Source organism: Vreelandella venusta, from assembly GCF_015689495.1.
Taxonomy (GTDB): domain Bacteria; phylum Pseudomonadota; class Gammaproteobacteria; order Pseudomonadales; family Halomonadaceae; genus Vreelandella; species Vreelandella venusta.
In genome coordinates, this window is sequence record NZ_CP065135.1 from 959,260 (window position 1) to 972,263 (window position 13,004).

General features: G+C 52.1%; 11 protein-coding genes. 3 read left to right on the forward strand and 8 right to left on the reverse strand.

All coding sequences use genetic code 11. From position 1 onward, the window contains the following. Window positions 1-475: 475 nt before the first annotated feature. From IR195_RS04560 to arfA, 3 genes are all read left to right on the forward strand, one after another. A complete protein-coding gene (locus IR195_RS04560; protein WP_206048876.1) occupies window positions 476-3,226 on the forward strand; it encodes a nitrate reductase in 2,751 nt (916 codons plus the stop codon). Beyond that, window positions 3,186-4,073, forward strand: coding sequence for a uroporphyrinogen-III C-methyltransferase (cobA, locus tag IR195_RS04565; RefSeq protein ID WP_206048877.1), 888 nt, complete (start codon window positions 3,186-3,188; stop codon window positions 4,071-4,073). The genes IR195_RS04560 and cobA overlap by 41 nt, the downstream gene beginning before the upstream one ends. Before the next feature lie 173 nt (window positions 4,074-4,246). Then, the gene (arfA, locus tag IR195_RS04570; protein ID WP_125746057.1) at window positions 4,247-4,396 is read left to right on the forward strand and encodes an alternative ribosome rescue factor ArfA; all 150 of its coding nucleotides are present in this window, start codon (window positions 4,247-4,249) and stop codon (window positions 4,394-4,396) included. Between the two features lie 160 nt (window positions 4,397-4,556). On the opposite strand, the gene IR195_RS04575 is transcribed toward arfA, so the two are convergent. The 8 genes from IR195_RS04575 to IR195_RS04610 all read right to left on the reverse strand — a co-directional run bounded on the left by IR195_RS04575 (window position 4,557) and on the right by IR195_RS04610 (window position 12,929). After that, window positions 4,557-4,805, reverse strand: coding sequence for a hypothetical protein (locus IR195_RS04575; protein ID WP_241006797.1), 249 nt, complete (start codon window positions 4,803-4,805; stop codon window positions 4,557-4,559). Window positions 4,806-5,108: 303 nt separating this feature from the next. Next, window positions 5,109-6,959 carry an ABC transporter ATP-binding protein gene (locus tag IR195_RS04580; RefSeq protein ID WP_206048878.1) on the reverse strand — a complete coding sequence of 617 codons (1,851 nt, stop codon included), beginning with the start codon at window positions 6,957-6,959 and terminating at the stop codon, window positions 5,109-5,111. 165 nt (window positions 6,960-7,124) lie between these two features. Continuing rightward, the gene (locus IR195_RS04585) at window positions 7,125-8,732 is read right to left on the reverse strand and encodes a gamma-glutamyltransferase family protein (protein WP_146942805.1); all 1,608 of its coding nucleotides are present in this window, start codon (window positions 8,730-8,732) and stop codon (window positions 7,125-7,127) included. An 8-nt stretch (window positions 8,733-8,740) separates the two neighbouring features. Next, window positions 8,741-10,264, reverse strand: a complete 1,524-nt coding sequence (locus tag IR195_RS04590; protein ID WP_206048879.1) for a tripartite tricarboxylate transporter permease — start codon at window positions 10,262-10,264, stop codon at window positions 8,741-8,743. A gap of 8 nt (window positions 10,265-10,272) precedes the next feature. Beyond that, window positions 10,273-10,770, reverse strand: a complete 498-nt coding sequence (locus IR195_RS04595) for a tripartite tricarboxylate transporter TctB family protein (RefSeq protein WP_125746067.1) — start codon at window positions 10,768-10,770, stop codon at window positions 10,273-10,275. A gap of 27 nt (window positions 10,771-10,797) precedes the next feature. Next, the gene (locus IR195_RS04600; RefSeq protein ID WP_125746069.1) at window positions 10,798-11,748 is read right to left on the reverse strand and encodes a Bug family tripartite tricarboxylate transporter substrate binding protein; all 951 of its coding nucleotides are present in this window, start codon (window positions 11,746-11,748) and stop codon (window positions 10,798-10,800) included. A 96-nt stretch (window positions 11,749-11,844) separates the two neighbouring features. After that, complete coding sequence (locus IR195_RS04605) at window positions 11,845-12,375, reverse strand: chromate transporter (RefSeq protein WP_125746071.1); 531 nt, start codon at window positions 12,373-12,375, stop codon at window positions 11,845-11,847. Continuing rightward, window positions 12,372-12,929: a chromate transporter gene (locus IR195_RS04610; RefSeq protein WP_146942799.1), complete on the reverse strand. Its 558-nt coding sequence runs from the start codon at window positions 12,927-12,929 to the stop codon at window positions 12,372-12,374. The genes IR195_RS04605 and IR195_RS04610 overlap by 4 nt, the downstream gene beginning before the upstream one ends. Between the last annotated feature and the right edge of the window lie 75 nt (window positions 12,930-13,004).

The following is a 13,004-nucleotide window of genomic DNA, read 5'->3' on the forward strand; positions in this document are numbered from 1 at the left end:
ACTGCACGGTGATGGTGCGAAAAGGGAGATGGCGTGCACTCTCACACACCGTTTAGCGCGTGCAGAGTATAAAAAAGAACGTTGTGTGATGGTTTTTTATTTTTTAAGTTTTTGTTTTTAAATGATTAAGTTTAATTTTTTAGGTTTCCGGCTTGGCTTTTGCAATTTCCAAGGCAATAAGTACGTTAATAAGCAATAAGCACTCATTGCTAGGCGATGGCAGAGAACAATTCCAAAGCTGTTAGAAAAATAACGAGTCGTTAGAAAATGTGTCGCTGTTAGAAATTTGGCAGATGTAAAAGTCTGTAGTGGTAAAAGCTAGTTTGCACCACTGAAGGTGCGCTGTGGCAACGACGTCCAGCCCTCTTCTCTCAATGCGTTTATAAAGCGCATTAGAGAACGGGACTGGGCGTTTTTTTATGCTCGGCATTTATATACGTATATACGGCGTTCAGGCTCGACCCGAGGAGGTGTTATGCGAGGGGCAAAAGCAGGGCAGCAGTCCACAACGACGCAGCAAGCCAAAACCACATGCCCCTATTGCGGTGTTGGCTGCGGAGTGAAAGCGACGATAGACAGTGGCACCGTCATCGCAGTGGAAGGGGACCGGGGGCACCCTGCTAACTACGGGCGTCTGTGCGTCAAAGGCACTGCGCTACATGAGACCTTGGGACAACAGGGGAGGTTGACCCAGCCTCGCGTCGATGGTGCTGAAGTCTCCTGGGACACTGCCCTAAGCGCGACTGCCGATCGTTTAAATGCCTTAAGGGCAGAACATGGTCAGCACAGCGTGGCAGCATATCTTTCTGGTCAGTTATTAACTGAGGATTACTACGTTGCCAATAAGCTGTTTAAAGGCTTTTTAGGCACGCCCCATGTGGATACCAATTCGCGGCTGTGTATGGCGTCAGCGGTAGCGGGCTACAAGCGCGCTTTTGGCGCTGACGCGGTGCCCTGTCACTATGAAGATATAGAAGAAGCGGAGTTAGTGGTGCTGGTCGGCTCAAATCTGGCCTGGAATCATCCGGTGCTTTATCAGCGCCTGAAAGTTGCCAAAGTGCGCAACCCATTGATGTGTGTGGTAGTCATCGACCCAAGGGTGACCGATAGTTGTGAAATCGCGGATCTTTATCTTGGTATCCAGCCGGGCAGCGATGCTTATCTGTTCAATGGTCTGCTGGCGTGGATGGCGCAGCGTCGCAAGCTCGATACTCTCTATCTTGAGCGCCACACCGAAGGGGCTGAAGATGCCCTGGCGGCGGCCCAGCAAACCGCAGGCTCGGTGGCGGAGGTAGCGGCGACCTGTGATGTCGACCCCGAGCGTCTGGAAACCTTCTACTACTGGTTTGCCAGCCAGTTGCATGTTGTCACGCTCTATTCTCAAGGGGTTAATCAATCCACTAGCGGCACCGATAAGTGCAATGCCATCATTAATTGCCACTTGGCAGGCGGCAAGCTTGGTCTACCGGGGGCTGGGCCGTTTTCAATCACTGGTCAGCCCAATGCGATGGGCGGACGAGAAGTAGGAGGGCTTGCCAATCAGTTGGCGGCGCATATGGACTACCATACCCCCGGCGCACGTGATCTGGTCAGCCGCTTTTGGGCCACTGAACATTTAACTCCCACGCTGCCAGATGCCCCTGGCTATAAAGCGATTGAGCTGTTTGATGCCATTGACCGCGGTGAAATTAAGGCGCTATGGGTAATGGCGACTAACCCGGCCGTTAGCCTGCCGGATAGTGCAAAAATACGCCGTGCGCTGGCATCGTGTCCGCTGGTTATTGTGTCGGAATGCGTTGCTAACACTGACCTGCTGCCCTATGCCGATATTGTGCTACCCGCGTCAGCTTGGTCAGAAAAGGACGGGACAGTGACCAATTCTGAACGACGAATCTCCCGCCAGCGCGGCATGTTGACACCTCCTGGCGAGGCCCAGCACGACTGGTGGATTATCTGCGAAGTTGCTAAACGTTTGGGGTTTGCCGAGGCGTTTAGTTACTCCCATCCATGGGAAATTTTCGACGAGCACGCACGGCTCTCCGGTTTTGAAAACAGTGGCACGAGCAAGCGGTTGTTTGATATTTCGGGACTGGCAGGCAAAGGGCAGGCCGCTTATGATGCGCTCTCGCCGATTCAGTGGCCGGTTAATCAATCTGCGCCCCGGGGCACGTCAAGGCTGTTTGAAGAAGGTGTGTTTGCCACGGCCAATGGGCGAGCCAAATTACTGCCGATTACACCACGGTTGCCAGAACAAACGCTCAGCTCGACCTATCCGCTGCGGCTAAATACTGGGCGTGTGCGCGATCAATGGCACACTATGACCCGCACAGCTAGGGCGCCAAGGCTGATGAATCATCGGGCAGAACCGTTTATTGAGCTGCACCCAGTGGATGCGGCCAACGCCGGTGTTGCTGACCAAGGGCTTGCAATGCTGTCGGCAGCGGAAGGTGAGTACCGTGGGCGAGTACGTATTTCAAATGCGCAGCGGCAGGGGGAAGTGTTTGTGCCCATGCACTGGACCGACTGCTTTACTAAGCATGGCCGAAGCGGCGCGCTGATCACTGGCTATAGCGACCCTGTGTCTGGCCAACCAGAAACCAAGCAAGGTGCAGTGGCGTTAACGAATTTGCCCATCGATTGGCAAGCAACGCTGCTGGTAGCCAATGACCAAACTATTAAGGATTCCCCTGGTTGGTGTAAAAACGCTTATTGGTCACGTATTCCCATGAGCAGCTGTGAGCGCTGGCAGCTCGCAGATACGGCGCCGATCACTGACTGGCTAGCAACAGCGGCATCGTGGCTCAATGTACCTGCGTCGCTGTGGTGCGAAGACAGTGGTAGCGGCAGGCTGCGCGCAGCAGGGATAGTGAATGGGCAGTTACGCTGGTGGCTAATGGTAGGGCCACCGCAAGAGTTACCTGGATTGGTTTGGCTGGAGGCGCGCTTTAACGACACGGCGCTAGATCTGCACCACCGCCAACGGCTTCTGGCAGGTGGCGATGATGGTGCGATGGATGCTGGGCCCGTGGTGTGTAGCTGTCATCAAGTAGGACAAACCACTATCATTAAGGCTATTCGTGGGGGCGATATCAGTGTGGAAGCCCTCGGCGCTCGATTGGCTTGTGGCACTCAGTGCGGCAGTTGTATTCCAGAACTGAAATCATTACTTGAAGAGGAGCGTCCCAATGCGTGCGCTAAGCAAACAACTAACCCAGAAATGGCTTGAGGCCTTTATGCGCCTCAGTCAGCGGGTGTTAGCGCCCTTTGGTCGCGAGTCAGCCGAGCGCTTACGCCTTCCGCTAAGCGGTGAATGCCGTTCTGGAACGGTGTATTTAGTCGGTGCAGGAAGCGGCGATATGGAGCTGCTTACCCTGAAAGCGGCGCGACTGTTAATGCAGGCTGATGCGGTGGTCTATGACCGTTTAGTGGGCGACGATGTGCTGGGGCTGATACCGCCAGGCACCGAACGCTATTACGTGGGGAAAGCGAGCGGGCATCACAGTGTGCCCCAAGATGAGATAGGAGCGCTAATCGTCTCGCTTGCTCAGGCGGGTAAGTCAGTTGTACGTTTGAAAGGGGGAGATCCTGGCGTATTTGGACGTATGGGTGAAGAGCTGGGAGCATTAGCAAATGCCTCAATATCCGCCGAAATAGTGCCAGGCATTACCGCTGCCTCGGCAGCCGCTGCGGGGATGGGTATTCCGCTCACTGATCGTGGCCATGCCCAGCAGCTGCGCTTTATTACGGCGCAACTGTGCCGCGAAGGCGGCACGCCAGACTGGGCAACCCTTGCTCGTCAGGATGAAACCCTAGTGTTCTATATGGGGCTTTCCAAAGTAGATGCTATCTGCCACGGCCTTCGCCAAGCGGGCCTACCCGATACGTGGCCCATTATGTTGGTAGCAAACGCTAGCCAGCCTGAACAGCAATCCTTAGTGGGCACGTTAGCGGATATGCCCGCTCGACTCGCTGCTCAACCGTTACCCTCACCGTGCCTGATCATGGTGGGCAGCGTGGTGAGCATGGTGGCGGAAAGTCCTGCCGCGAGCACGTTAACCACCCGTGTTGATTAAGTGTTGTAAGCAGCTTGGGAACTTGGCCGATCTCATTGGGTCATACAAGCGGCGAAACCAATAGGAATGGCAGGCGGCGGAAGCAAATGCGCCGCCTAATAAATGACTGTTGATGGCTATTTTTTAAAAACTGTTTTTTCAAAAGCTGTTTTTCAAAGGATGAGGAGTACACCGTGAAAAAAGGCAAGATACGCGATAACGCACTGAAAGCGCAGCTGCGCACACCGATGTTCAAAATGCAGCAGCAAACACCGAAAAAAGGTAAGGGGAGTTACTCTCGTAAAGGTAAGGTTGACGGGCGAGGGTATCGCCAAGCCGCTTGAGCAGGCGTTTTGGCGATGCCTTCCCCGGGCATCTTATTGCTCGGCCTTTTTACCGAGCAACTCTCATCAGCTTCGCCGACCTACTGGGTCGGCTTTTTTAATGCAATGTGATGGGTACGCATTCAAACGCCCCGGCCACTTCCTGTGACCGGGGCGTTGGCTATGTCAGGCTGCTCCCGCAGTGTGGACACGTTTCATAGGCAGCACGGGTGTCGGCCTGATGGCGCTGCGTGAGGTTGTGGAGCTCATTAACACCGTGAATAGATACCAGCTGGCCTTGCTCCCAGCGTAAGCCGATATCTTTTAACAGATGCGGATCATGAAAGCGCGGTTCTTCGTAAAAACGCCGTTGGGTACGATAGCGCTTAACCGCGTGGAGTAATTTACGGGTAATTGTGAGTGCTGCCATTGGGTCGGTCTCCTGGGTTAGGAGGCCGGGCAACATCGCGATCAGGGAGTATCAAAGGTAACGATAAAACGCATGGCCGCGACATCTGCCGCGGCCAATTTTCTCACTACATTTCTGGCGCGCGACAACAATAGGCCGATACCGAATTATTAATAACTCGGTGCAGCTTATTCATTCGAGTTGCGGGGATTTGCCAGCGCATGAGAAGGTCTCTGAAAAAGTCTCGTTAGTAAAAATAAAAGCTACTTTTCGAAAGTAGCTTTTATTTTTTAACCGATGCTTATAGGAGCGTCAACTGTTCAGTTAACGATAACCCTTGGCTTGAAGCCGAAACAGTTTTGCATACCGACCATTACAAGTAAGCAGTTCTTCATGAGTGCCGCGTTCAATAATGCTTCCCTGGTCAATCACAATGATTTGGTCTGCGCTGCGCACTGTCGAAAAACGGTGGGAAATTAAAATCGTCATTTTATCGTGGCTATGTTCGCGGAAGCGGGCGAATACTTCGGCTTCCGCTGCGGCATCCATCGCTGCGGTAGGCTCATCCAGCACTAAAATATCGGCATGGTGGCTCATATAAGCGCGTGAAAGCGCTACTTTCTGCCACTGACCACCTGAAAGTTCCTGGCCATTTTTAAACCAACGCCCTAGCTGAGTTTGGTAGCCATGTGGCATGCGGTCGATAAAGCTATCCGCCATGCCATGATGAGCGGCTTGTTGCCAGCGTTGCTGGTCATCAAAGGCTTGGGTATCGCCAACCCCAAGGTTTTCGCCAACAGAGAGCTGGTAGCGCACAAAATCCTGGAAAATAACTCCAACCCGCGTCCGTAATGCCTGGGTGTCCCAGTGTTTGAGGTCGCTACCGTCCAACAAAATGCGCCCTTTGGTCGGGTGGTAGAGCCGCGTTAATAGCTTAATCAACGTGGTTTTGCCCGAGCCGTTTTCACCGACTAAGGCAATACTTTTGCCCGGCGCTAAATGCAGCGAAATATTGTGCAGTACGTCACTGCCACCGGGATAGGCAAAGCTGACGTTTTCGAAGCGTAACCCATCACCAGGCGCTGTCCCCTTGGTAAGGTGGCCTTCCTCGCCTTCAGTGGGTTGCTCGAGATATTCGTAAAGATTGGAAAGATAGAGGTTGTCTTCGTACATACCGCTAATAGCAGTCAAACTTGCCGACAGGGCGCTTTGGCCTTGTTTAAATACCATCAAATACATGGTCATTTGGCCAAGGGTAAGTGCTCCCGCGACAGTTTCAATTACTACCCAGGCGTAGGCAGCGTAAAATGTCAGCGTGCCTAACAGGCCAAGGATAAATCCCCAGCCTTCACGGCGTAACGTTAGGCGGCGGTCTTCGGCAAATAGTTTGGTAAAGATATCCCGGTAACGCTGGAGAAACAGACCTTCTAAGCCGAAGAGCTTTACCTCTTTGATACTGTCTTCCCGAGCAAGCACCGTTTCTAAATAGATCTGCATACGGGTTTGCGGTGAGCGCCAGCGAAATAGCCGAAAGGCATCGCCGGAAAACTTCGCCTCTGAGAGAAATACGGGCAATGCTCCCACCACCAAGATGAGTAACGCCCAGGGGGAGAACTGCACCAGTAGAAACCCGAAGCTAGCCAGTGAAATAGCATTTTGTAGCAATCCAAAGGTTTTATTCACCAGCGCGAGCGGGCGCGTAGACGCTTCCCGCCGTGCCCGAGTGAGCTGGTCGTACAATTCTGAATCTTCAAACTGGCTGAGTGACAGCGTGCCCGCTTTCTCTAGAATCATCACATTAACTTTTTGTCCCAGCAGCGCACGCAGCAGCGATTGCTGGGCCGAAAGGCCACGTTGTGCCAGGGCAATAAACGCAATAATTAGCCCTTCCAAGGCGACTAAGCCTAATACAGGCGTTAGTGTTGCCCAGAGGTTGGGTGAACTCGCTGCCTGGTAGCTGTCCATCGCCGCCACGACGCCATCTACAATCAGTTGGCCGACCCAGGCAGCCACGGCAGGTAGAACCCCTGCCACCAAGGTGCATAACGCTAAGCCCAGCATCATCCAGCGTGAAGTTTCCCACACGAGTGCAAGCGCTCGTCTGCTATAGCGGAACACACTAAAGAAACCGCTCAGCGGTGAAGAAGAGGTAGTGTCGGACGGTATTGGCGGCATAGTGAGACAGGCAAGTACCTAGCAAGAAAGAGTGCCATGATGCGACGCTTTGGCGTTGATAGCCAGCCTACTGCTGTGCGTTAACTGCACAGCAGTAGGTGGATATCGGAGAGTCTTGCAAGGCGGATATTGAAAGGCCGTGGTGAACGTTGGGTAAACGAAAATTTAAAGAGGTAGTACCGCGCCATCAGTGCGCGGCTCGGTACCGCCTTGGAGCACACCGCTGTCAGGGTCGCGTAGAATGATTTGCCCGCGGCCAAAAGTAATCGAGTCGGCGACTTTAACGATGTGATGCCCGCGGCGGGCTAGGGCAAGTGCTAAGTGGTTGGGGAAATCGGCTTCGACTTCAATTGTTTTGCCGTTGGTCCACTTCCAGCGCGGCATATCCAGTGCTGCCTGTGGGTTTAAGTGATCCTCTAGCATCGCTGTTACTACCTGCACATGACCTTGGGGCTGCATGTAGCCACCCATCACGCCAAAGGGCCCAACGGCTTGGTTATCTTTGGTAATAAAGCCGGGGATAATAGTGTGGTAAGTGCGTTTGCCGGGTGCTAACGCGTTGGGATGTTGTGGATCTAGGGAGAATGACCAACCCCGGTTTTGTAGGCTGATACCGGTACCAGGCACCACCATTCCAGAACCAAAGCCTTCAAAATTGCTTTGAATGAATGACACCATATTACCGTCATCATCCGCTGTTGCTAGGTAGACGGTGCCGCCTTTTAGCGGATTGCCATGGGCCGGGTTAATGGCGTCTTGGCCAATAAGGCCTGCGCGTTGCGAGAGGTAATCACTCGATAGCATTTGCTCAACGCTGGGTTGCATTGCGGAGCATTCAGTAATGTAGCGTAAGCCATCTACGTAACCCAGTTTTGTTGCTTCGATACGGCGGTGCAGGGTTTCCACTGGATCTGTCGATTGGTCATCTAGTGACTCAAGTATCCCCAGCGCTTGGAGCACAATTAACCCGCTGCCGTTGGGGGGGATTTCCCAAATATCATGGCCCCGATACCGGACACTGATGGGTTTGACCCACTCCGGCTTGAAGGCTTGTAAATCTTCTTTGCGTAAGAAGCCGCCATGCTGACGTGAAAAGGCGTCCATCGCATCTGCTAGGCTTCCTTGATAAAACGCATCCGCGTGGCTGTTGGCAATTTCACGCAGCGTTTTTGCCATATCAGGAGAGCGCCAAACATCACCCGCTTTGGGGGCGTGCCCGTTGGAGGTAAAGTGCGTAAACCAGGGGGTAAACTCTGCTGCTTGGTATTGACCATAGCGCTTTACGGCGCTTTCCCATAGCTGACTCGCTACTGGAGATACAGCAAACCCTTCTTCAGCTAATTCTATTGCTGGTGCTAACAACTGCTCAAACGGCAGTTTACCAAAACGCTCTGAAAGCGCAGCCCAAGCGCCAGGCGCACCAGGCACGGTGACCGGTACTAATCCATGGGCAGGCATTTCCTCATGGCCTAGGGCCTTAACGGCATCGCATGAAATACTCTTTGGAGCAGGGCCGCTAGCATTGAGGCCATGTAGCTCACCTTTTACCCATACCAGAGCAAAGGCATCGCTACCGATACCGTTCGAGGTAGGCTCAACAACGGTTAACGTAGCTGCTGTCGCAATGGCAGCATCAATGGCATTGCCGCCTTTGCGTAAAATATCAATACCTACCTGTGCCGCAAGCGATTGAGATGTCGCAACCATCCCGCGTTTGCCAAAGGTAACCATGCGACGTGAAGCGGAAGGGTAATAGTGTGGATCAGTGTGCATTAGTATTCCTATTTCGAGGTGGCACCTAAACGTTGAGCCATTAGGCGGCGCTGCTTCATATAGCTATAAATACTGTAAATCACAGAGGCAACCGCTAATGTAAGCAGCAGCGCTGATATAGGCCGAGTGAAAAAGAGTGTCCAATCAGCACTGGTCTGGAAAGCCCGCCTTAAGTTGGTTTCTGCTATTGGGCCCAATACAACGCCCAGTACAAGCGGCGCTAACGGATAATCCAATTTCTTTAGCAGGTAGCCCACGGCACCGATGCAGGCAAGCAGGTAAAGGTCTGATAAGCGGTTATTTAGGGTGTAAGTGCCAATCGCACAACAAGCGAGTACAACGGGAACAACAATATACTTCGGTACATTTAGTAGTCGTAAAAAAGCCTTCATCAAAACAACGCCGATTAACAGCATGAAGACAGAAGCTATCGCCATGGCAATAAACATGCTGTAAACCAAGTCGGGATGGTCAAGGATTAAGCGCGGACCAATGCTGATGCCATGTACCATAATGGCTGCCATGAGAACTGCATCGGCGGGCGATCCCGGAATGCCTAATGCAATCAAGGGAATCATGCTACCGCCAACCGTTGAGGAGTTACCTGATTCAGAAGCAACTACCCCTTGGGGTTCGCCCTTGCCAAATGTCTCTGGGTGCTTAGAAGCACGTTTAGCTTGGTCGTAGGCCAGCAGGTTAGAAATTGAGCTACCAGCACCGGGTACTGCACCAATAAATACGCCGAGTAAGGATGAACGTATAACGTTGATGGGTTTCAGGGTGATGTCTTTTACGGTTTGCCACAGGTGAGGGCGCATATCCCCGCTAATCAGTGCTCCAGAAGAGTGATTATCTCCCCCTTTATTCTCCAGCTCTGACAGCAATTGACTCATGGCATACATGCCAATTAAAACAACCAGGAAGGGGATGCCTGCCGTAAGGATTTCATAACCAAAGGTAAAGCGCTCGCGACCCATCAATGGATCAGGCCCTATTGTTGCAATACCGATACCAATAAGGCCTGCAATCAGCCCTCTAAGCAGGGAATCACCCACTAAACTGGCGATGACGGTTAAGGCAAAAATAATAAGGGCAAAATACTCCCATGGGCCTAACTTAACGGCTAGAAGTGCGAGTGGTGGCGCTGCGACGATCAGCACTGCAATAGAAATAATCGAGCCCACAAATGAAGCAAATAATCCTAATGATAGCGCCTTGCCGGGGTTGCCCTGCCTTGCCATGGGAAAGGCATCAAACGTGGTCGCAACTGACGAAGGCGTTCCTGGAATGCCCAGTAAAGCGGCGCTAAATAAGCCGCCGCTTAAGCCCCCAACGTAGACAGCAAGCATGACCGCGATACCTTGCATTGGCGGCATAGCAAAGGTGAGTGGCAAGGTAAGGACAATTGCCATCGTTATCGTAAAGCCAGGGATTGCCGCGGCAACAATACCTGCAAACGTCGCTACTGCCATGAGTAATAGCGTATAGGGTTCAGTGACACCCCCTAGCGCTACGAGAAAAGCGTCAGTCATAGATCACCTTACCATTGAGCTCGGGGAAGATAGATATTGAAGACCTCAGAAAATAAATAGTAAGGTCCAGTCGAAAAGAGGATGGCAACAAAAATGGCAATCAATACGGTAATAGGTTTTTTGGGCGCTAGATAAAATTGAGCAATAAGTAAATATGCAAAGGTGCTAATAATAAAGCCAGCGACAGGCATGATTGCCACATAAATAATAAATAACACTAGGTTAAATATAACGGCCTTTAGCGCAATTAACCTTTTCCAAGCAATGCTAAAGGATAGGCGTGGTAAGCCGTGCTTGGAAATGTCAGAGATAGCAGCGACACCACATAAAATTGCAATGCTAACGAAAATGATTTGTGGAAAGACCCCTGCACTCATGGGCTCCCAACGAGAGGCCGGCAATGAGCCGGCCTTGAAGGCCATCAATAAAGCACCTAGGGCGATAATGAGATAAGACAGCAGCTGTAAAGCAGAGGTCAGCGCTATTTCAGGGCTTCTGCGTTCCATAATGGCCTCCTCAAGCGTGGTGTTACCTTAATCAAGAAGGTGGGCGTTATTTTCAATGAATGCATCATTGCGCTCTAAATAAGCGGTGTAATCTTCCCGGTTAAGGTAACGAACGGTGCCGCCTACGTTCTCAATATCGGTTTTAAATTCCGTACTGTTAGCGACATTTTTAAGTGCGCTTTCCAGTGTTGTAATCACCGATTCTGGAGTGCCTTTTGGGACAACAACGCCACGGGTGACCAAAAACTCCAGATCATGGCCTAGCTCTTTCAGCGTAGGCGTATCGGGTAGCTCTTCGATGCGTTCAGAGGTCGCGGCTGCCAGTACATTCAAATCGCCATTTTCGACGAAGGCGCGAGCGGAGTAATAATCTTCAATAGCCACTGTGATATGGCCGCCTGCTAGTGCGCGTAACCGCTCTCCAGTCCCCTCATACCCCACATAGCCAAACTGAGTGCCAGTGGATTCTTCAAACTGCACAGCCCATAAGTGTGGAATACCACCCAACGTAACGCCCATTCGGTACTCACCTGGACTTGAAGTGACATCTTCGAGCATGTCATCAAGTGTTTCCCAACCCGTATCGGCATTGACTACGATGACTGAGTTATCGCTGGTCATCATGGAAACGACATCAAAATCGTCCCAGTTGAGATCGGTAACCCCCGAGTGGTGCGCAATCAGCAAACCTTCATGTATTTGCGAAATCGTGTATCCATCACTATCTCGCCGGGAGGCTTCGCGCAGGCCTACCGTGCCACTAGCGCCAGGCATATTAATCACTGGGACAGCCTGCTCCAGCTCTGTTTCAAGGTGCTTGCTAACAAGTCGCATTAGCAGGTCGCTGCCGCCACCTGGCCCCCAGGGAACGATAAATTCAATCGGCTTCTCAGGATAATGGTCTGTGGCTGCCGCAAAGGTAGGCAGAGAGAGTGCTGCAGCTATCGCGGTAGTGGTGAAGAGTGATTTAAAGGTCATTGGATTCCCCATTTATAGTGCTTGAGTTATTGTGAGCTGTGGCGCGTTAAACTTAAGTGCATGGCTATTATTGTTTTAAAACTTCTGCGTCTTCTGCTACGGAATAATGATCCCTCCATAAGCCAAGGCGCCCATAACTACAAAGGCGGGATGCATGTTGAAGCGCAATAAGGCAATAGCGGCCGCTATGCCGATAATCAGCGTGTGGATAGCCCCACTAGTGTTAAGGCTTTCGAGTAGAAAGCCCAAGGTTAACCACGCCATCATGATGGCGATAACCGGACGCACCCACTGGCTCATACGCTTGACGCGGGGAGAGTCACGATGACGGTAAAGCAGCCCCAGCGCCCCGAGCATCAGCAGTAAAGAAGGAATAACCGTGGCAGAAACAGCCACCAATGCACCGCCAATGCCTGCGATGTCATAGCCAACATAGCCCGCCATTTTGGTTGCAATAGGGCTGGGGAGGGCGTTGCCCAAGGCCAGGGTTTCGGCGAACTCTTGAGAGGTCATCCAGCCATAACGGCCAACCACCTCGGCTTCAACAAGAGGAATAATCGCGGGGCCACCGCCATAGCCAATAATGTTAGGAATAAAAAACGCTAAGAAAAGCTCCCAATAAATCATGCTGAGCCCTCGACGCGTTTTTTAGCCGTTGGACGCAGTAAGGCTGTTAATAGGATGGCACCAATGACCCAGCCAGGATGCACACCCAGCCAATAAATTAATCCACCTGCAATAACGGCCATTAGCGCGCTTGCTAGCCAGCCAAGAGCTGCTTGAGATTTGTCGAAAAAATCCCAGGTTAATTGCCCCATCATGATCATAACGACAGGAATAACTGCCTGCCCCATGCCACGTATCCAGGCAACGTCGCGATAGCGACTAAAAATACCGAGCATGACAATCATTGCCACAATCATCGGCACAATCACGGCAATAACCGCCGCAATACAGCCGCTGATGCCGCCAACCCGGTAGCCGATATAGCCAGGCATCTTAGTCGCGATAGGGCCGGGCAGCGTGTTGCCGATGGCAAGTACGTCGGCAAACTCCTCATCGGTTAGCCACTTGTGCCGGGTCACAACTTCAGCACGTACTAGCGGTATCATGGCCGGCCCCCCGCCGAAGCCGAGGAGGCCAACACGCAAGAAAGCCCAAAAGAGTGCCGACTGTTTCATATGCGCTGTGCCATTAGCAGCAGCGTCTCAGTTAAAAGCATCCATTCCGCCTCTTAATCGTTTGTTTTGTTGAAA